We start from the raw sequence: 19,149 nt of genomic DNA on the forward strand, positions 1-19,149 counted from the left end.
TACTTGTTGTTAGTTAGTATTTATTGTTATTTAATACTTGTTGTTAGTTAGTATTTGTTAGTGTAAAAAATTTGACATGAAAAAATTTGACATGAAAAAATTTGACATGAAAAAAACTTACATCTCAAAAAGTTGAATCATTAATCGCTTCATCGAGTCGTTGCGACATGATATCAAACTGGAAATCAGATATTTTTCTATCAGAGAAAAATCGAAATACATGACTTCCTCCACGGCCTGGAGGCTTTCGCCTAACTTGACGCAAATATCCAGCCTCTTCCAATATTTTGAAATATTTACTAATAGTTGGACGACTAACACCTTTTCTTTTAGCTATCTCATCAGGATAGACTTGCCAGTTTGGGTGATTAGCCAGCACCACCATCATGATGCCAACAGCTGTAAAATCTAGCGCAGGATCGTTGATAAAACTATTACTAACAGCAGTATAATCATCAGTTACATTCTTGAAAGATGAACTGGCAATCCAAATCTTTAAAGTCTGTCATACGCTCTCCTTTCTTTATTGATATGAGTTTTTAAGTTACCGATTTGGTGACTTTCTTGGTAAAAAAATATCTTGCAAAGGTTTATCAAAAAAGCTACGCAAGAAAAACATTTCATCCTGAGTAAAAGCGCTTTGCCCCTTCTCTTTCTGACGATATGCTGTCTCAGAAATACCAAGTTTTTGTGCCAATTCTTTTTGAGTAATCCCTTTTTCTTTTCTTAATTGGTAAAGATAAATTTGCACGTTCCTACCTCCTTTCTAAATTTGGTATAATAGAATAAAAACGATTGGAGAAATAATATGTCATTTGATCTTTCTAAATTAAGCCTAGGCGGTGGCTTCGCAGGCAATTCAAAAGCCTTTCAATGCCCTGTATGTTCAGGTTTCTCTTCCCATTTATGGACTTATAATCCTATTGATATCAATGGAGATTACAACGAATCTATCAAATTTATTATAATTGCACAATGTCAGGCTTGTAATCAATTTTCTATTTGGATAACAAATGAAATCCAAATAAGTAGCTCCAGGCTCGTATTATACACAAGCGGTGCAACCTTGACATTAATTTTCCCAAATGTTGCCGAAGGAATACCTGAACCTAATAGTGATATGCCTGATGATGTGAAAGAAATCTATATTGAAGCTGGCGAAGTTCTAAATATATCACCCAGAGCTTCTGCAGCTCTATCTCGCCTAGCTATTGAAAAGCTTGTTGCTCATTTAAACGCACAAGGTAAAGATTTAAATACCCAAATTGGAAGTCTTGTCTCTAAAGGAATGCCAATAGAAATCCAACAAATGCTAGACAGTGTTAGAGTAATAGGGAATAACGCCGTACATCCAGGCCAAATAGATATAAAAGATAACAAAGAGTTAGCTTTATCATTGTTAAGTTTTATCAACTTGATTGTAGATAATCGAATCACCCAACCTAAAAAAATTCTAGACACATATAACCTATTACCGGAATCCTACCGAAATTCTATTGAAAGAAGAGACAATTAATCTTTCTCAAAGATTAATACATTTTCTTTGTCCCAGTACTGAGTTACAACTCTAACCGGGTCATCTTCTGTTCCTTTCCCTCGTTTAAATGTAATTTTTATCAATTCAACAATTTCAACACTTTCCACCTCTCTTCCTCCTTTCGTTTTATTTGCTTATCTCTAAGCTTGATTATATCATATCACCATTTTGGTGACTTGTCAACAGTTTTTTAATTAAAAAATAAAAAAAGTTGCGCTTTCGGTGACTTTTTTATATAATCTACTTATAACAACTATAGAAAGCGAGGTGAGTAAAATGGATTTAAAAAAATATATTGGAACGCAAATTAAGACATTTCGTAAATCAGCTGGATTCACCCAAGATGAACTTGCCAAAAGATTGAACACTACTAAACAAACTATTAGTAGATATGAAAAAGGGGATAGGAAAGCCAACCAAGATATGCTCTTTGAACTTTGCGATATTTTTGGCGTTTCAATAGACGATTTTTTCCCTTCTCAAAATGAATCCACCGCTTCCCTCCCAGGCGCTCCAGATTCGCTCACACAGAAGATTACGGACAAGGTGGTACAATTAACCACCCACAATAAAAAAATCGTGTTACGGACATCTGAGGAGCTTTTAGAGAGTCAGGATCGAGAGGTCGACGAAGAACTTTTCGAATATCACGTTTTCGAAAAGCTATCCGCAGGGACAGGATACGGTTACGCAGAAGATCGCAACTATGATACTGTCTATTTTGATAAGGACATCACCCACGATCTCGCCAGCTGGGTCTATGGCGACTCCATGGAACCAGACTTCGCAGACGGATCCGTCGCCCTCATCAAGGATACAGGCTGGGACTATGACGGTGCCATCTATGCCGTAGATTGGGATGGCCAGAGCTATATCAAGAAAGTCTACAAAGAAAAAGATGGACTCCGTCTCGTCTCTCTAAATGACAAATATGATGACAAGTTTGCCCGCTGGGAAGAAGAACCTCGCATCATCGGCAAAGTCGTCGGAAACTTCATGCCACAGGAAAAGTAAAAACAACAAACACTAGATAAATGTTTGGCTTTGAAAGGCTAAAATGGAGGTTAATTATGAACAACAAATTGTTAGGCGTTATACTTTATGTAATCTTTGTTATCGTTGTAATAGCTTTTGTTATTTACAAAGTTAAGACTGAATCACCTGAAAAGAAAAAAGCAAGACAGCGCGAGATGGAAGCTTTTAGAACAATGCAACAACATAAAAAACAGGAAAAGGAACAAAAAAATCAAATGAAAAAACAAAATATCATCACTTGCCCAAATTGTAACTCCAAAGATGTCTCTTTCTTACAACAAGATAAAAAAGCCTTCTCAGTCGGAAAAGCCGTTGGTGGTGCTGTCTTAACTGGTGGAATTGGTGCTTTAGCTGGATTTGCTGGCAAAAAAGGAAATAAACAGTGGCATTGCCAAAATTGCGGAAATTTCTTTGAAACGAAATAAAAAAATCCCCACACTCAAATTTTGGCCAAGGAGAGTGTGAGGATATCCTGTATAGTAAAAGGCATTAAAAAGCCCTCTTTACTATACTCATTTTATCAAAAAGTGGGGTTAAAATCAATGTGGATGGAAGAATTGCCAAACGGCAAGTATAAATTTTTTGAGAGATACAAAGATCCATATACTGAGAAGTTAAAAAAAGTCTCAGTCACGATGGAGAAGAAAACTCCCCAGGCAAGAAATCAAGCTGCACTCATCCTGCAGGAAAAGATAAATAAAAAGCTTAGCACAAAACAAGTAGAAAGCATTACATTTGAAGAAATCTATAACCTTTTTTATAAATCATGGGCACAAACAGTCAAAGAATCCACAAAACATAATTGTAAATCAGTTGATAAGACAATGAAACAAGTCATACCATCTGATACCTTGCTGGCCAATCTTGACAGGCGTTTTCTTCAGCAGGCTATTGAAAAAGTTATTGAAAGCAACGGATATATTACAGCTAAAAAAGTTAGGCACAGACTCAGAGGTATATTCAAGTACGCTGTTCAATACTCCTACATTGAGAATAACGAGGTGGATTATACCACGATCCCTCAAAAGCCAAAAACTTTAGAAGAATTAGAAAAAAAGCGTAACAACTTCCTTACCATGGAAGAAATAAAGTCATTAGTGGATGTCCTCAATAGACGAGAATATCATCAGAAGTATGCTGATATGGTGCTTGTACTTGCCTTGACCGGCATGAGATATGGTGAACTAGCTGCTTTACAGTTAAAAAATATAGATTTCCAAAACAAAAAAATTGAGATTACAGGTAATTATGATTCTGTTAGCAAAATCAAGACGCTCCCAAAAACTACGAACTCAATACGGACAATCAAAGTATCAGAGACTGTCATAGAAGCTATTAAAAGGCAGATAGTGCGACTTAGTGAACGTTTCCAGCCATTATCTAGTGAAGATTATATTTTTTGTTTTGAAAGATGGAACCAACCTACAACAATATCTTGCTTTATACAGATATTAAAAAAATATGGAAAACAGGCTAAAATAGAAAAAAACTTATCTAGCCATATTTTTAGGCATTCTCATATTTCATTTTTAGCAGAGTCAGGATTACCTATCAAATCAATAATGGATCGAGTCGGGCACTCAAATGCTAAGATGACTTTGGAAATCTATTCTCATACTACTGAAGATATGGAGGATAAACTGGTCAATAAATTAGATACTATTTTTTAATTCTGCCCCTCGGTTGCCCCTTTTTATCTTAATAACACAACAAAACCCCTTGAAGATATTGATAATTCAAGGGGTTGCTTTATATCGTTATAATTCATCTGCTATTTTATTGATTTTTCTGAGTCTGTGGTTGACGCCACTTTTGGTCAGGGGATTGCTCAGGCTATCTGCCAACTGCTGGATAGAGTAGTCTGGGTGCTGGATCCGTAAGCGAGCCACCTCCTGCAAATCCACTGGTAAATTTTCCAAACCCATTCTATCTTTGATTTTACTGATATTATTGATAGTCTTCATGCTGGCAGAAACTGTCCGAGCGATATTGGCTGTTTCAGCGTTATTGGCCCGATTGAGGTCGTTACGGGTTTCACGCAAAATCTTGACGCGCTCAAAGTTATCACGCGCCTGCATAGCCCCAATTACGATCAAGAAATCCATGATGTCCTCTGCACGCTGGAGATAGGTAACTGCACCTTTCTTTCGCTCAATAACCTTGGCATCCAGTAAAAATTGCTGGAGGAGAGAGGCTAGTCCTTGGGCGTGGTCCAGATAAACGGAACTGATCTCCAACTGGTACTTGCCAGACTCAGGATCTCGGATGCTACCATTTGCCAGAAAGGCCCCACATAAGTAAGCACGACCAGCCTCCTCATCTGCTAAGATATCGGGATCAATACCTGTCTCCAAACCAAAGAAAGAATCCGCAAGCCGCAAATCAGCTAAAAGCTCCTGCACCCTCTCATCGGTATAAACCGTGTAGACACGATTCTTACGAAGATTGCTCCTCTGATGGTGTCGAATTTCTGACTTGATATCATAAAAATGGAGAAAGGACTCATAAAGGTGCCGAGCCAACTTGGCATTTTCGGTCACGACGGACAAGGTCAGGCCTGAAGTCGAGAGACCGATACTGCCAGACATCTTGATAATGGCTGACAGCTCATGACGGCTGAGATGATGTTGACCAAGAATTTCCTCTTTTACTGCAACTGTAAAACTCATTTTCTCACCTGTATAATGCGCATCAATTCGTCTACAATCAAATCGCCATCATGGAAGGCTCCTCCATTTTCCAAACGAAGGAAGTTGGATGAAATCACACGAGGAACCTGCTTGCAAAGACCAGCAAAGTCATGCTCTACCTGAACCAAATACTCATCAAAACGGTTGCTATCCATGTATTCTCTAGGAACCTTCTCGATATTAACCAAGACCGTATCAATAAATGGCCGACCTAAGTGTCGATGGAGGACTTCCACGTGGTCACTGTCTGAAAAGTGCTCTGTTTCCCCACGCTGGGTCATGATATTGCAGACATAGGCTATCTCCGCCTTGGTCTCCAAGAGAGCCTGCCCAATCTCCTCAATGACAATATTTGGCAAAATCGATGTAAAGAGGGAACCCGGCCCCAAGACGATCATATCACTCTCGAGGATAGTATTGACCACTCGACGGCTGGCTTGGGGTGTTTCATCATCCAAGGTATTGGTCACATAGACATGGTCGATCATACCTGGATGATCTGCAATGTGGCTCTCACCTGCCACCTCAGAACCGTCTTTAAAGACTGCATGCAGTGTCAGAGGCTGATCGCTTGATGGGTAGATTTTTCCTGTTGTGTGGAAAAAGAGACTTAGCAGCTGCATGGCATTATAAGTGGACCCTTGCATTTCAGATAGGCCAGCAATGATAATATTTCCTAGCGGATGACCCGCAAAAGCTCCAGCCTCTTCTGAGAAGCGGTACTGAAAAACTTTCTCATAAAATTTAGGCATATCCGACATGGCTACCAGAACATTGCGAAGATCACCTGGTGGTGTCAGCTGTTGGATATTCTTTCTTAGTTCACCAGAAGATCCACCATCATCAGCTACCGTTACGATGGCTGCGATATCAACATCCTTTTCTCGCAAGCTTTTCAAAATGACGGGGATACCAGTTCCTCCACCAATTACCGTTATCTTTGGTTTTCTCATGAACGGTTTACCGTTTCCTTTCTTCTGTCTTTGTCACGATGGCTTTCATTGACAGGCCAGTTTTTAGCAAGGTCCTCAGCGATTCGTTTTGCAAAGGCAACACTACGGTGTTGTCCACCTGTACATCCTACTGCAATGGTTAAAACAGACTTGCCTTCTTTTTTGTAACTTGGCAAAATGGGCTCAATCAAGGCGAGTAAGTGCTGATAGAAACTTTCAGACTCTTCATGATTCATCACATAATCATAAACTGCTTGATCCTCACCTGTCTGATTGCGGAGTTCAGGGAGATAGTAGGGATTTGGCAAGAAACGGACATCAAAAACCAAGTCTGCATCGATAGGGATACCATACTTGAATCCAAAAGACATGACCTCTATACGGAAAGACTGAGCTTGTTCTTGATCCGAAAACTGCTCTGCAATGGTTTTACGCAGTTCACGAGGAGTGAGTTCTGTCGTATCCACCACATTTTGACTCATGTTTTTCAAAGGTGCTAGGAGTTCGCGTTCCAGCTTGATGCCATCTAAAATCCGACCATCAGCAGCTAGAGGGTGACTTCTTCTAGTTTCCTTATAGCGGGCCACCAATTCCTTATCTGCTGCATCTAAAAAGAGAATTTTGAAGTCCAAATCGTCTTGGTTTTCCAATTCATCCAAAACAGCCTGAATCTCTGAAAAGAAGGAACGGCTCCGCATATCGACTACTAGGGCTAACTTATGGTCATCATCCTTGGTCTCAACCAACTGCAAAAACTTTGGCAAGAGGGCTGGTGGCATATTGTCAATAGTGAAATATCCCAAATCCTCGAAGGACTGAATGGCTACCGTTTTCCCTGCGCCACTCATCCCTGTCACAATCACCAGGTGAAGTTGTTTCTTTGTCATCTATCTCTCCTTATATCAAAAAAAGTTTGGCAGAGCCAAACTTCAACTAGCTTATCCAATCTCTGCAATCACTTCAATTTCGACTTTTACATCACGAGGAAGACGTGCAACCTCTACAGCTGAACGAGCTGGAAATTCCTCTTTAAAGGCAGTCTGGTAAACCTCGTTAAAAGGAACAAAGTCATTCATATCGCTCAAGAAGCAAGTTGTTTTGACAACATGGTCAAAGTCTGTTCCTGCTTCAGCCAAAATAGCACCGATATTTTTCAAGACTTGTTCTGTCTGTTCTTGAATCGTTTCTCCTACAATTTCTCCAGTTTCAGGAGATAGGGGAACTTGACCGCTAGCAAACAAAAGATTACCAACGATTTTCCCTTGAACATAGGGTCCGATTGCTTTTGGAGCTTTTTCTGTATGAATTGTTTTTGCCATTTCTTTCCCTCATAATTTTTCTAATATTGCATCCCAAGCCTGATCCATCCCTGCCTTGCTGACAGATGAAAAGAGGATGAAGTCGTCACTTGGGTCAAAGTTTAATTTCTTTTTGATTGCTGATTCGTGCTTGTTCCACTTACCACGGGGAATCTTGTCCGCCTTGGTCGCAACGATGATAACCGGAATCTCATAATATTTGAGAAATTCGTACATCTGCACATCATCTGCTGACGGGTCATGACGGAAATCCACCAGACTGACCACGGCACGGAGATTTTCCCGAGTGGTTAGATATTCCTCAATCATGCGCCCCCACTTTTCACGTTCCTTTTTGGAAACGCGGGCATAGCCGTAACCTGGTACATCCACAAAACGCATCTTGTCATCAATGTTAAAAAAGTTGAGTAGCTGGGTTTTCCCAGGTTTCCCTGATGTACGGGCAAGATTCTTGCGGTTGAGCATGGTGTTGATAAAACTGGACTTCCCAACATTTGAACGCCCTGCAAGGGCAATCTCTGGCAGGTCATCCTGCGGATAGTGGGACTTGTTGGCCGCACTGAGCAAGATTTCAGCATTGTGTGTATTGATTTCCATAGTCACCTCTAGGCTGTTTCTAGGATGGGTTTTTCCGTTCCATCGACAGCTTCTTTCGTGATGCGGACCAATTTCACATTTTCCTGACTTGGCACTTCAAACATAACATCTAGCATGGTTTCTTCGATGATTGAGCGAAGACCACGCGCACCAGTTTTACGTTCGATAGCTTTGTTGGCAATCTCTTGAAGGGCTTCGTCATCAAATTCTAACTCGACATCGTCATAGGAAAGCAAGGTTTGGTATTGTTTGACCAAGGCATTTCTTGGTTCTTTCAGGATGCGAACCAAGTCATCGACCGTCAATTGCTCAAGAGCTGCAAAGACAGGCAAGCGCCCAATCAACTCAGGGATAATCCCGAATTTTTGAATGTCTTCTGCGATGATTTCTTGCATGTAGGAGCTGTTTTCGTCAATCGCCTTGTTATTTTGGCCAAAACCGATGACTTTTTCACCCAGACGTTGTTTCACAATTTCTTCGATGCCATCAAAAGCACCACCCACGATGAAGAGGATATTCTTGGTATCTACCTGGATCATCTCTTGTTGTGGATGTTTACGTCCACCTTGAGGTGGTACACTGGCTACAGTTCCTTCAATGATTTTAAGAAGGGCTTGTTGCACTCCTTCACCCGAAACGTCACGTGTGATAGACACGTTCTCGCTCTTTTTGGCAATCTTGTCAATTTCATCAACGTAGATAATCCCACGTTCTGCACGTTCGATGTTAAAGTCAGCAGCTTGCAAGAGTTTGAGGAGGATATTTTCCACGTCCTCACCCACATACCCAGCCTCAGTAAGAGCTGTCGCATCTGCAATAGCAAAAGGTACATTCAAGCTCTTAGCCAAAGTCTGAGCCAAGAAAGTTTTCCCAGAACCAGTTGGACCAATCATCAAGATGTTTGACTTCTGCAAATCCACATCTTCTGACTCTTCACGCGTATCGTGGAAATTGATGCGTTTGTAGTGGTTGTAAACAGCCACTGCCAAGGCACGTTTGGCACGATCTTGACCAATCACATAGTGGTTTAAGATATTGAGGAGTTCGATTGGTTTTGGTACTTCAGACAAGTCTGCCAAGACTTCCTCGGCCAACTCCTCCCGAATGATTTCCTGGGCCAACTCCACACATTCATTACAGATAAAGGCGTTGTTCCCAGCGATTATTTTCTTTACTTCTTCTTGGCTTTTGCCACAAAATGAGCAATAAACCATCATATCATTTTTCCTATTTGTAGGCATGATTTCCTTCCATTCTAATTTATCATTCTATCTAAAATAAGGTCATATAAAAAGCGTGGACACTGTTGACCAGATTGGTAAAAGCATTCAACCAGAGTAAGGCAGACAGTCCATAGCGCTTCTTACGAAAAGCCTGTGCTCCAGTCAAAATACAGATCACACACAAAAAAGCTGTAAAAAATCCAAATATACTGCGCTCCATTAGACTTCCTTTCTATCTCGGTATTCGATGGTAAAATCATAGTCGTTTTTCTCATCTCGGGTGTAAGATTTACTTGCTACTGTCTCAAAACGAGACAAGTCAAACTCCTCAGGGAAATAGGTATCTCCCTCCACCTGAGCATGAATCTGTGTCACGATGATTTCATCTAAATACGGCTCAAAAGCCTGAAAAATCTGCTTTCCGCCAATGATATAGAGATTTTTTTCCTGACTCTGATACCACGCTAAAACAGACTCCACATCTTGAAATACGAGCGCCCCATCTATGACTTCTTCGCTATTGCGCGTTAAAATCAGGGTTTGCCGTTTTGGAAGCAGACGACGTCCCATGCCATCAAAAGTCACTCGTCCCATCAGTATAGCATGATTTAAAGTTGTTTCCTTAAAATGTTGCAACTCTGCTGGCAAATGCCAAGGGAGACGATTTTCCTTCCCAATCACACCTTTTTCATCTTGGGCCCAAATGGCTATGATTTTCTTTGTCATGCTTCCGTCCTTTTTATTGATACTACTATTTTATCAAAATTCTCCCAAAAAGGCTGTTTTGAAACGCGCGCAAAAGAGAGAAAAGGAGCAGGCTTCATTTAGCCTGCTCCTCTCGTCCCTAGGACATATATTTTTTTGCTTCTGATTCGATTTTTTCGACCACTTCCTGGATACTTAGTCCAGTTGTGTCAAGGTAAACTGCATCCTCAGCCTGTTTGAGAGGTGAGGTTTCACGATGACTATCCTTGTAGTCACGCGCAGCAATCTCTTCTTTCAACGTTTCCAAGTCAGTCTCAATCCCTTTAGCAATATTTTCCTTGTAACGACGCTCTGCTCTTTCTTCAACAGAAGCCACTAGGAAAATCTTGAGTTCAGCTTGTGGTAAAACAACTGTCCCGATATCACGCCCATCCATGACGATACCACCTTGCTGAGCAATCTCTTGCTGGAGCGAAACCAGTTTCTCACGAACCTCAGGAATGGCAGCAATGCTTGAAACTTTGTTGGTCACTTCATTTTCACGAATCGGATGGGTAATATCAACATCTCCTACAAAAACAAGTTGCTCACCTGTTTCTGAACGACCAAAACTAATGGGGTGTTGGTTAAGAAGCTCGAGAAGTTGATCTACATTTCCTGCATCCAACTGGTGCTTAAGCGCTATATAAGTCGCAGCACGGTACATAGCACCTGTATCGAGATAAGTGTAACCAAAATCTTTAGCGACAATCTTTGCGACCGTACTCTTACCACTCGAAGCTGGACCATCGATAGCAATTTGAATTGTCTTCATGACCGACTCCTATCTTGTCTTAATCACATCACCTGGGTTGGCAAACCAAGATCCAGATGACATGTGAGAAGGATTTAGGGCTTCTAGCTGGGCAATGGAAATCCCTGCACGTTGAGCAAGAGCTGCTTCTCCCTCTCCAGGCTGTACTGTAAGTGTTCCTTCACCCTCTGTAGTATGTTCTTCCGAACTGCTCTGTGAAGGTGTTGATTCAGAAGAAGTTATTTCCTCTACCTTGCTACTTGAAGATGATGATTCTTCCACTTTAGAACTTGAACTTGTAGAAGGAGACGATGCATCATAGAAGTCCTTCAAAGATGATGTACGATTGCTTCCACCGGTTGATAGGTAAATCAATACAACTACCATCGCTACAACAATTACAAAGAAGAGGCTAGCTAGAACTGTCAAGACACGATTCGCAACAACGCCTTTCCCTTTTTGTTTCCGGTGTCGACGCTCTGATCTTGTTTCTTCCTCATTGTTTTCGTAAATATCTTCTTGCCACGGTTCCTTTTCCATACCTTACTCCTTGTTTTTTTTACATTTTCTTATTACAATATAAATATGAAAGTCACACTTATACCCGAACGGTGCATCGCCTGCGGGCTTTGCCAAACCTATTCTGAACTCTTTGATTACCATGATAATGGAATCGTTCGATTTTGCGATGATCCCGTTGAATTGCAAAGAGAAATCGCTGAAAGCAGCGATGTTCTGGAGGCCATCAAAAATTGTCCTACACGTGCACTTCTAAAAGATCCATCATAGTTTAAAAGGGAGATTGATTTTGTAGATTCTCTTTATCACTTTAATCCCTTCACCTACTAGTTTAGCATATTTCTAGGTAAAATTATAGTCTTTTCCGGTTATTTTTTCCTTCAAAAATAGAAAGATTACTTTTTTCTTTGATGAGGAAGAGTGGTCTTTTTTTGGTTTCCAGGTAAATCTTACTGATATACTTGCCCAGAATCCCAATAGTCAGAAGTTGAATCCCCCCAAGAAAGAGAATGACAGCCATCAGAGAGGTCCAGCCAGATGTTGGATTTCCCAAAATAAGAGTCCGAAACACTACAAAAACAGTCATCATAAAAGAAATAAAACAAGACAGGAGTCCAGCTACAAAGGCTATACTCAAGGGGAAATCTGAAAAATTGAGAATCCCTTCAATCGAGTAGAAAAAGAGCTGTCTAAAACTCCAACTGGTCTTGCCAGCCTGTCGTTCAACGTTTGGATAATCAAGATAGTGCGTTTTAAAGCCCACCCAGGCAAAAAGCCCCTTAGAAAAACGATTGGACTCGGTCAAGGTTAAAATAGCATCTACCACAGACCTTCTCATCATCCGGAAATCACGGACACCCGAGGGTAGAGCCACTGGGCTGATTTTTTGCATGAGGCGATAAAAAAGATCAGCACAGAAACTGCGAAAGAAGGGTTCTCCCTCCCGACTAGTTCTCCGTGTCCCAACACAGTCCAAGTCAGCATTCTGATCTAGTAAGTCTTTCATCTCAAGCAACATACTAGGAGGATCCTGGAGGTCTGCATCCATCACGACCACCAGGTCCCCAGTCGCATGCTGTAAACCTGCGTACAGAGCTGCTTCTTTCCCAAAATTTCGCGAGAACGAGATATAATGCACCGCAGGATTTTGCTCCCGATAAGCTTTCAAAAGCTCTAAGGTCCCATCGCTTGAGCCATCGTCTATAAAGACATACTCGACTTCTGCTCCCAGGTCAGGAAGCAAATCTTCAACAGACTGATAAAAAAGAGGAAGTACTTCCTCTTCATTTAAACAGGGGACAATGATCGAAATCATTATCTTAGTCTTCAAATCCGTTTGGATGCTTACTTTGCCAACGCCATGCGTCTTCACACATTTTCGTGATATCAAATTCTGCTTCCCAGCCGAGTTCTGCTTTGGCTTTTGCAGGATCTGAATAGCAGGCAGCGATGTCTCCTGGGCGGCGTTCTACGATGCGGTAAGGAATAGGACGTCCCACTGCTTTTTCCATATTTTGAATAATTTCAAGAACAGAGTAGCCCTTGCCTGTTCCAAGGTTATAAATGTTAAGGCCTGAACCTTTTTGGATTTTTTGAAGAGCTGCAACGTGACCTTTGGCTAGGTCTACGACGTGGATATAGTCACGAACACCAGTTCCATCTTCCGTATCGTAATCGTCTCCGAAGACTTGTACTTGCTCTAATTTTCCAACAGCTACCTGAGTCACATATGGCAAGAGATTGTTTGGAATTCCATTAGGATTTTCTCCCAAGTCTCCACTTTCATGCGCTCCGATTGGATTAAAGTAACGAAGCAAGACTACATTCCATTCTGAGTCTGCTTTGTAGATATCGGTCAAGATTTCTTCTAGCATGAGTTTGGTACGACCGTAAGGATTGGTCACTGAAAGTGGAAAATCTTCTAAGATTGGAACCGTGTGAGGATCTCCATATACTGTCGCAGAAGAACTGAAGATGATATTCTTACAGTTTGCTTCTTCCATAACTTTTAAAAGACTAAGAGTTCCAGCGATATTGTTGTCATAGTAGGCAAGAGGGATACGTGTTGATTCACCTACAGCCTTCAAACCAGCAAAGTGAATCACACCTGTTGGCTCTTCTTGCTTGAAAATATCTCTGAGAGTATCAGTATCACGGATATCTGCCTCATAGAAAGGAATTTCAACTCCTGTGATTCTTTCAACAACTTCTAAACTTTTACGGTTGCTGTTGACAAGGTTATCCACTACAACCACTTGATGACCTGCTTGGATCAACTCAATAACAGTGTGGGTTCCGATAAAACCGGCACCACCTGTTACCAAAATCTTTTCTTGCATCTTTTTTCCTCGATTCTCGAATTATTTTTTCTTATTTTACCATTTTTGGTAGGGAATGTCATTTGCCATCCTAGAGGGGAGACTAAAATTTTAGTAAAATGCTTATACTCTTCGAAAATCTCTTCAAGCAATGTCAGCTTCGCCTTGCCGTGGGTATGGTTACTGACTTCGGCAGTTCGATCCACAACCTCAAAACAGTGTTTTGAGCTGACTTCATCAGTTCTGTCCACAGCCTCAAAGCCGTGCTTTGAGCAGCCTGCGGCTAGCTTCCTAGTTTGATCTTTGATTTTCATTGAGTATTATTCGCTTTTTACTCGTTTGACATAGTTTTCAATTGGATATTTTACTGGATCCAAAGTCAACTCCTTGTCTTGAACCAATTGGGCTAGATGGTAACCAATGATAGGACCCGTTGTGAGGCCTGATGAACCTAGACCACTAGCTGCATAGACACCTGCTAAACCAGGTACTTGCCCAAAGAAAGGGGAGAAATCACTAGTGTAGGCACGGATTCCCACACGCTCACCCGATGATTTTGCTCCTGCCAAGGCTGGATAGTGAGGCAAGGCCGCATCCTCCATTTGTTGGAGCAAGGTTTCATCTACCGTCAAATCAAATCCCATATCATTTTCATGAGTAGCGCCTAAGGACAATTTCCCACCTGCAAAAGGAATCAAATCCCACTCTCCTTCCGGCATGACAACAGGGTATGATTCCATGTCTTGGGCAAGCTGATAATCTCGGAGTTGCCCCTTTTGGGGACGAACATCTACCTCATATCCTAAAGGCTCCAAAATGTCCCTCAACCAAGCTCCTGTCGCCAAAATAACCTGATCAAACATCTCTTCACCAATCTGGTAACCTGATGCTAAAGGTGTCAGACTCACTTTTTCTTTGACCAGCTTGACCTGACTGGCTTCTAGCAAACGATTCACTAACAGTTGGCCATCTACTCTCGCTCCACCAGAAGCATAGAGCAGGCGGTCAAATCCCTGCAAGCCAGGGAATAATTCATTAGCTGAGGCTTGATCCGTGATAGCTAACTGACCTATTAAAGGAGATTCCTCCCTGCGCTGGAGAGCTAGTTCATAGAGTTCTTCTAACTTGGATTCATCCTTTTTCAAGAGAAGGACTCCCGAACGCTGGTAAAAATCTATTTCCTGACCAGACTTTTCTAAATCAGCCAATAAATCCACATAAAAGTCAGCTCCCAAGCGCGCAATCTTATACCAGGCTTTATTGCGGCGTTTGGAAAACCAAGGACTGATAATTCCCGCTGCAGCCTTGGTAGCCTGACCTTGTCCATGGTCAAAAACGGTCACTTCTAGGTCACTTTCTTTCGAGAGGTAGTAGGCAGCTGTTGCCCCCACAATCCCTGCTCCGATAATGGCTACTTTTTTCATTGTCTTCACTTTCTAACTAGATATGGTGGAAAGGATTAGTCGATGCCTGACTAGGCACAATATCAATAGACCAATCCTTCTCTTCCTTCCATTGAGTAAGAAGTGCTGCGATTTTTTCCACAAAAAGCACTTCGATATAATGCCCTGGATCCAATGCCAGCAAGCCTTCAGACAACATATCCTGAGCGGTGTGATAGTAGATGTCACCAGTAATATAGACATCTGCTCCCTTAGCTAAAGCATCCTTATAGAAAGATTGACCACTTCCACCACAGATAGCCACTCTTGAAATGGGCTTCTGCAAATCACTCTCTTGATAATGTACCATTCGAAGACTATCTAGACCAAAGACTTGCTTGACATGCTGGGCGAATTCCCCAAAGGTCTGAGTCGGAATATTCCCAATACGCCCAATCCCACGTTCTGGACCTGTTTCCTGCAGATAAGTCGTCTCCTCGATTCCTAGCATCTGGCAAAACCAGTCATTGAGCCCATTATCAACGATGTCAATATTAGTATGGCTGACATAAACTGCGATGTCATGCTTGATCAGGTCGATGTAAATCTGATTTTGCGGACGGCTAGCAACCAAGTCCTTGATGGGACGGAAAATTGGCGCGTGCTTGACGATAATCAAATCCACCCCTTTTTCAATGGCTTCAGCAACCGTCTCTTCACGAATATCCAGAGCAACCATGACCCTTTGAATATCCTTGTCTAGAGTTCCAATTTGCAGGCCACGACTGTCTCCCTCCATTGAAAATTCCTGAGGGCAAAAGGCTTCATAAGCTTGTATTACTTCACTTGCTAGCATGGAGCACCTCCTTGATGGCTTGAATTTTATGAGCTAGAACTTGACGTTCTTCTCGATTTTTCTCTGGGATTTGGTCAAGAGCAAACTCTAACTTAGCTGCTTCTTTTTGCCATTTTTGGATAAAGACTGGGCTGGTTTCTTTGGACAAGATAGGTCCAAAACGGACATCACTTGCTGATAGCTTCATTTGTCCTGATTCCACCACCAAAATCTCGTAGAATTTGCCAGCTTCTTCTAGAATGCTTTCTGCCACAATCTGAAAATCGTTGCCCTGTAGCCAGATGCGCAAGTCGTCTTCACGATTATTGGGCTGGAGGATCAAACGTTCTACATTAGCTAACTTGCCCAAACCTTCTTGCAATATGGTAGCAATCAAACGGCCACCCATACCAGCAATGGTGATGACCGACACTTGGTCTTCCTCTTCAAAGGCTGCCAAGCCATTTGCTAAACGAACTTGGATTTTCTCCTTTAAGCCGTGAGCCTCAACATTTTTAATCGCAGACTGGTAGGGTCCTTCCACCACCTCACCTGCAATGGCGCTTTTGATTTGGCCTCTCTTGACTAACTCGATTGGCAGATAAGCATGGTCACTCCCCACATCTAATAAAATGGCTCCCTGTGGCACAAAGGACGCCACCAATTCTAATCTCTTTGAAATCATCTTCTCTCACTTTCCAAAACTCTGTTACCTCTTATTATACCACATTTCAGTTAGCAATCTTACGCCTAAAAAGACCGCAATCCACAGATTGCAGTCTTTCTTTATTTTCTAGCTTGGTAACGACTAGTTAGAATGAAAATTAAGGTAAATACCAGCATCATGGCCCCATAAACAGGCAACGTTTGTCCAGTCAAGGTTGAAATTTCAAGCAACTTTTGAATCATTGGGAAGAGAGCTGTAGCTAGGAAACCACCTACTGACCAGACAACCAAGAGTACACGCCAGAGGGTAAATGGCATGCAAGCTCTAAATACAGATAAGAAACCGATAGACCCAAGGAGATAATAGAGTAGGGTTGAGATTTCTAACTCAGACCAACCTTGACTCGCTCCAAAAATTTTCACAAAAAGAACGCTGAACACGACCATGAGGGCACTTGGTAGGGCACGAAGCATGGATCTTCTGAGGAAGTTTGGTTCAACAGGCTTGATATTTCGCTCAAAAGTCAGAACGAATGGTGGGAAACCTTCCACGAATTGGTCAATCATGGTAATCTGGATTGGAATGAAAGGGAAAATCAAAATCCACTCAGATCGTCCCAGAAGAGCACTAGCGATACAGATGACTGCTAACAGGAAGGAATAGATGGTCTTAATCAAGAAAATCGGTGCGATATGGGCAATGTTATTGACCACACGACGACCTTCAAAAAGAATCTCAGGAACATCATTAAAGTCTGAGTTCAAGAGAACCAAATTAGCAATCTGACGAGTCGCAGGATCTCCCTCAGCCATCACAATGGAACAATCCGCCTCACGAAGGGCCAGGATATCATTGACTCCGTCCCCTGTCATAGCCGTTGTATGCCCTGCTTTTTTCAGCGTTTGGATGATGAGTTTCTTTTGATGAGGGGAAACACGTCCGAAAATAGCTGTCTCTTCAGCCATGGCAATCAATTCCTCATCCGTGATTTTTGAGCAATCAACATAGCTTTGATAGTCCGTAAAGCCAGCCTTCTGGGCAATGCTGGAAACCGTAACTGGATTGTCACCAGAGATAATCTTGAGGCCCACTTCCTGGGAACGGAGATAGTCCAGCGTCTCAGCTGCTCCTTCTCGAATGGGGTCCAAAATCTCCAGCAAGGCCAGGGCCTGAATATCAGATGGTTTCTGTGGTTTGTGGTGGTCCAGTTTCTCCTGACTGAGGGCTAAGACCAAGACACGTGACCCTCTCTCTAAGGCCTCTCTGGCTTCAGGGACTTCAGAGTCCAGCAACATCTCAGGCGCTCCTAAAAAAACAGTTCCCAAACCTTCCAACTCCATAGCTCCCCACTTGCGGTCGCTAGAGAAAGGCAGATTGGAAATCATAGGATAAGCAACTTCTCCCACAAAACGCTGGCGAATGGCTCGAGCTGTTGGATTTTTATCCTCACTATGAGCGATATAGCTAGTCAAAATGCTGGCAATAGCCTCATCACCATAAGTTTCCGTCAGAGGAAGAACAGCCTCCACCTGCATCTTCCCTTGGGTGATGGTCCCCGTCTTGTCCAGACAGAGCATATCCACGCGCGCCAAGGTCTCGACAGAGTACATCTCCTGCACCAAGACCCTTTTCAAGCCCAGCTTGATCACCGCAGTCAAGAGTGAAGTAATGGTCAAAAGGGCAATTCCCTTAGGCAACATCCCCAAAAGGGCTGTCGATGAATTTACAACGGATGACTTGAGAGGCAAGCCTTTTAACATCAAAGCTTCTAGCAAGAGAGCTAGACCAAAGGGAATGATAATCTTCCCAGTAAAACCAGCTAGCTTGTCCAGCGATTTCATGATACGGGAGTTGATCGGTTTCACTGTCTTAGCTTCCAGCATGAGTTTGGAAGCATAGTTGTCTGCCCCGACATGGTGAACTTGAGCCAAAACTGCGCCACTGGCTAGGAAACTCCCTGATAAAAGCAGAGCATCCACTTCTTTTTGCACCAAATCACTCTCACCCGTCAACATGGCTTCATTGACTTCCGCAAATCCTTCCAGAACCAAGGAATCACTAGGAATCTGCTCTCCCGCAGACAAACGAATGACATCTCCTAGAACCAATTCTTCTGGATCGAGAGCGACTTCTTGACCATCACGGATGGTTTTGACCTTTTCCTTGGTCATGAGATTGAGCTTGTCCACCATGTGTTTGGCTCGCAGCTCGGTCACAATCCCAGAAAAAGCGTTAAAGCAAATAACGGCAAAGAAGACCAGATTGCTCCAAGCCTGCACAAAGGCCAGCGCTAGGGCAATAACAAAGTTTAATGCGTTAAAAAGTGTAAAAACATTTCGTTTGAAGATTTGCCAAGTGCTGGTACTGGCCGAAGCAGTAAAATCATTGACCAAGCCTTGAGCCTGTCTTTCCTTGATTTCTCTTTGGGTTAATCCCATAATCTTATTTTTATCCATAAATTCTATCATATCATTTTTTCTAAAAGAATTCTAATCCCATCTAAAACTGTTGGCTGACAACTGAAAAAGTTTGCCAGTAATCTTTTGATAAGGTATAATAATAAAAGCAATACAATC

General features: G+C 42.1%; 25 protein-coding genes. 5 read left to right on the forward strand and 20 right to left on the reverse strand.

All coding sequences use genetic code 11. From position 1 onward, the window contains the following. Positions 1 to 124: 124 nt before the first annotated feature. A complete protein-coding gene (locus ATE37_RS03935; RefSeq protein WP_084867937.1) occupies positions 125 to 388 on the reverse strand; it encodes a helix-turn-helix domain-containing protein in 264 nt (87 codons plus the stop codon). A 156-nt stretch (positions 389 to 544) separates the two neighbouring features. Next, entirely contained in the window at positions 545 to 751 is a 207-nt protein-coding gene (locus tag ATE37_RS03940; protein ID WP_084867939.1) for a helix-turn-helix transcriptional regulator, read from the reverse strand. 57 nt (positions 752 to 808) lie between these two features. Here ATE37_RS03940 and ATE37_RS03945 point away from each other — a divergent pair, with 57 nt between their 5' ends. Beyond that, on the forward strand, positions 809 to 1,516 hold the full coding sequence (locus ATE37_RS03945; protein WP_084867941.1) for a DUF4145 domain-containing protein: 708 nt from the start codon (positions 809 to 811) through the stop codon (positions 1,514 to 1,516). Here the strand turns inward: ATE37_RS03945 and ATE37_RS10950 are convergent. Beyond that, complete coding sequence (locus tag ATE37_RS10950; RefSeq protein WP_000446473.1) at positions 1,513 to 1,644, reverse strand: hypothetical protein; 132 nt, start codon at positions 1,642 to 1,644, stop codon at positions 1,513 to 1,515. The two genes, ATE37_RS03945 and ATE37_RS10950, sit on opposite strands and share 4 nt — an antisense overlap. Positions 1,645 to 1,813: 169 nt before the next feature. Between ATE37_RS10950 and ATE37_RS03950 the strand changes: the two genes are divergently transcribed. The 3 genes from ATE37_RS03950 to ATE37_RS03960 all read left to right on the forward strand — a co-directional run bounded on the left by ATE37_RS03950 (position 1,814) and on the right by ATE37_RS03960 (position 4,242). Then, a complete protein-coding gene (locus ATE37_RS03950) occupies positions 1,814 to 2,551 on the forward strand; it encodes an XRE family transcriptional regulator (protein WP_084867943.1) in 738 nt (245 codons plus the stop codon). A 56-nt stretch (positions 2,552 to 2,607) separates the two neighbouring features. Next, positions 2,608 to 2,997, forward strand: coding sequence for a hypothetical protein (locus tag ATE37_RS03955; RefSeq protein ID WP_084867945.1), 390 nt, complete (start codon positions 2,608 to 2,610; stop codon positions 2,995 to 2,997). Between the two features lie 117 nt (positions 2,998 to 3,114). Then, positions 3,115 to 4,242, forward strand: coding sequence for a tyrosine-type recombinase/integrase (locus tag ATE37_RS03960; RefSeq protein WP_084868134.1), 1,128 nt, complete (start codon positions 3,115 to 3,117; stop codon positions 4,240 to 4,242). 87 nt (positions 4,243 to 4,329) lie between these two features. On the opposite strand, the gene whiA is transcribed toward ATE37_RS03960, so the two are convergent. From whiA to ATE37_RS04010, 10 genes are all read right to left on the reverse strand, one after another. Beyond that, entirely contained in the window at positions 4,330 to 5,241 is a 912-nt protein-coding gene (gene whiA / locus ATE37_RS03965; RefSeq protein WP_000011268.1) for a DNA-binding protein WhiA, read from the reverse strand. Beyond that, complete coding sequence (locus ATE37_RS03970) at positions 5,238 to 6,215, reverse strand: YvcK family protein (protein ID WP_084867947.1); 978 nt, start codon at positions 6,213 to 6,215, stop codon at positions 5,238 to 5,240. The genes whiA and ATE37_RS03970 overlap by 4 nt, the downstream gene beginning before the upstream one ends. Beyond that, positions 6,212 to 7,102, reverse strand: a complete 891-nt coding sequence (rapZ, locus tag ATE37_RS03975) for an RNase adapter RapZ (protein WP_000163039.1) — start codon at positions 7,100 to 7,102, stop codon at positions 6,212 to 6,214. Before rapZ ends, ATE37_RS03970 begins: the two co-directional genes overlap by 4 nt. Before the next feature lie 51 nt (positions 7,103 to 7,153). After that, on the reverse strand, positions 7,154 to 7,534 hold the full coding sequence (locus tag ATE37_RS03980) for a RidA family protein (protein WP_084867949.1): 381 nt from the start codon (positions 7,532 to 7,534) through the stop codon (positions 7,154 to 7,156). 9 nt (positions 7,535 to 7,543) lie between these two features. Next, the gene (gene yihA, locus ATE37_RS03985) at positions 7,544 to 8,131 is read right to left on the reverse strand and encodes a ribosome biogenesis GTP-binding protein YihA/YsxC (protein ID WP_125414342.1); all 588 of its coding nucleotides are present in this window, start codon (positions 8,129 to 8,131) and stop codon (positions 7,544 to 7,546) included. 8 nt (positions 8,132 to 8,139) lie between these two features. After that, the gene (clpX, locus tag ATE37_RS03990; protein ID WP_002874765.1) at positions 8,140 to 9,372 is read right to left on the reverse strand and encodes an ATP-dependent Clp protease ATP-binding subunit ClpX; all 1,233 of its coding nucleotides are present in this window, start codon (positions 9,370 to 9,372) and stop codon (positions 8,140 to 8,142) included. Between the two features lie 31 nt (positions 9,373 to 9,403). After that, entirely contained in the window at positions 9,404 to 9,574 is a 171-nt protein-coding gene (locus ATE37_RS03995; RefSeq protein ID WP_000442252.1) for a hypothetical protein, read from the reverse strand. Then, a complete protein-coding gene (locus tag ATE37_RS04000; RefSeq protein WP_000162312.1) occupies positions 9,574 to 10,080 on the reverse strand; it encodes a dihydrofolate reductase in 507 nt (168 codons plus the stop codon). The genes ATE37_RS03995 and ATE37_RS04000 overlap by 1 nt, the downstream gene beginning before the upstream one ends. A 118-nt stretch (positions 10,081 to 10,198) precedes the next feature. Beyond that, a complete protein-coding gene (gene cmk, locus ATE37_RS04005) occupies positions 10,199 to 10,873 on the reverse strand; it encodes a (d)CMP kinase (protein ID WP_000849406.1) in 675 nt (224 codons plus the stop codon). Between the two features lie 9 nt (positions 10,874 to 10,882). Next, entirely contained in the window at positions 10,883 to 11,392 is a 510-nt protein-coding gene (locus tag ATE37_RS04010) for an SAG1386/EF1546 family surface-associated protein (RefSeq protein WP_084867952.1), read from the reverse strand. 45 nt (positions 11,393 to 11,437) lie between these two features. On the opposite strand from ATE37_RS04010, the gene ATE37_RS04015 reads away from it, so the two are divergent. Next, a complete protein-coding gene (locus ATE37_RS04015) occupies positions 11,438 to 11,641 on the forward strand; it encodes a ferredoxin (RefSeq protein ID WP_180382759.1) in 204 nt (67 codons plus the stop codon). An 82-nt stretch (positions 11,642 to 11,723) separates the two neighbouring features. Here ATE37_RS04015 and ATE37_RS04020 read toward each other — a convergent pair whose 3' ends face one another. From ATE37_RS04020 to ATE37_RS04050, 7 genes are all read right to left on the reverse strand, one after another. Further along, on the reverse strand, positions 11,724 to 12,686 hold the full coding sequence (locus ATE37_RS04020; protein ID WP_180382760.1) for a glycosyltransferase family 2 protein: 963 nt from the start codon (positions 12,684 to 12,686) through the stop codon (positions 11,724 to 11,726). A gap of 4 nt (positions 12,687 to 12,690) precedes the next feature. After that, positions 12,691 to 13,710, reverse strand: a complete 1,020-nt coding sequence (gene galE / locus ATE37_RS04025; protein ID WP_084867954.1) for a UDP-glucose 4-epimerase GalE — start codon at positions 13,708 to 13,710, stop codon at positions 12,691 to 12,693. Further along, positions 13,689 to 14,003, reverse strand: a complete 315-nt coding sequence (locus tag ATE37_RS10830) for a hypothetical protein (protein WP_084867956.1) — start codon at positions 14,001 to 14,003, stop codon at positions 13,689 to 13,691. Before ATE37_RS10830 ends, galE begins: the two co-directional genes overlap by 22 nt. A 6-nt stretch (positions 14,004 to 14,009) precedes the next feature. Beyond that, a complete protein-coding gene (locus ATE37_RS04035; RefSeq protein WP_084867957.1) occupies positions 14,010 to 15,113 on the reverse strand; it encodes an NAD(P)/FAD-dependent oxidoreductase in 1,104 nt (367 codons plus the stop codon). A 16-nt stretch (positions 15,114 to 15,129) separates the two neighbouring features. Then, positions 15,130 to 15,927, reverse strand: coding sequence for a Nif3-like dinuclear metal center hexameric protein (locus ATE37_RS04040; protein ID WP_084867959.1), 798 nt, complete (start codon positions 15,925 to 15,927; stop codon positions 15,130 to 15,132). Continuing rightward, positions 15,914 to 16,591 (reverse strand): tRNA (adenine(22)-N(1))-methyltransferase, encoded by a 678-nt coding sequence (locus tag ATE37_RS04045; protein ID WP_084867961.1) that lies wholly within the window; start codon positions 16,589 to 16,591, stop codon positions 15,914 to 15,916. The genes ATE37_RS04040 and ATE37_RS04045 overlap by 14 nt, the downstream gene beginning before the upstream one ends. A 101-nt stretch (positions 16,592 to 16,692) precedes the next feature. Further along, entirely contained in the window at positions 16,693 to 19,029 is a 2,337-nt protein-coding gene (locus ATE37_RS04050; protein WP_084868140.1) for a cation-translocating P-type ATPase, read from the reverse strand. Between the last annotated feature and the right edge of the window lie 120 nt (positions 19,030 to 19,149).

The organism is Streptococcus oralis subsp. tigurinus, from assembly GCF_002093575.1.
GTDB classification, from domain to species: domain Bacteria; phylum Bacillota; class Bacilli; order Lactobacillales; family Streptococcaceae; genus Streptococcus; species Streptococcus oralis_CH.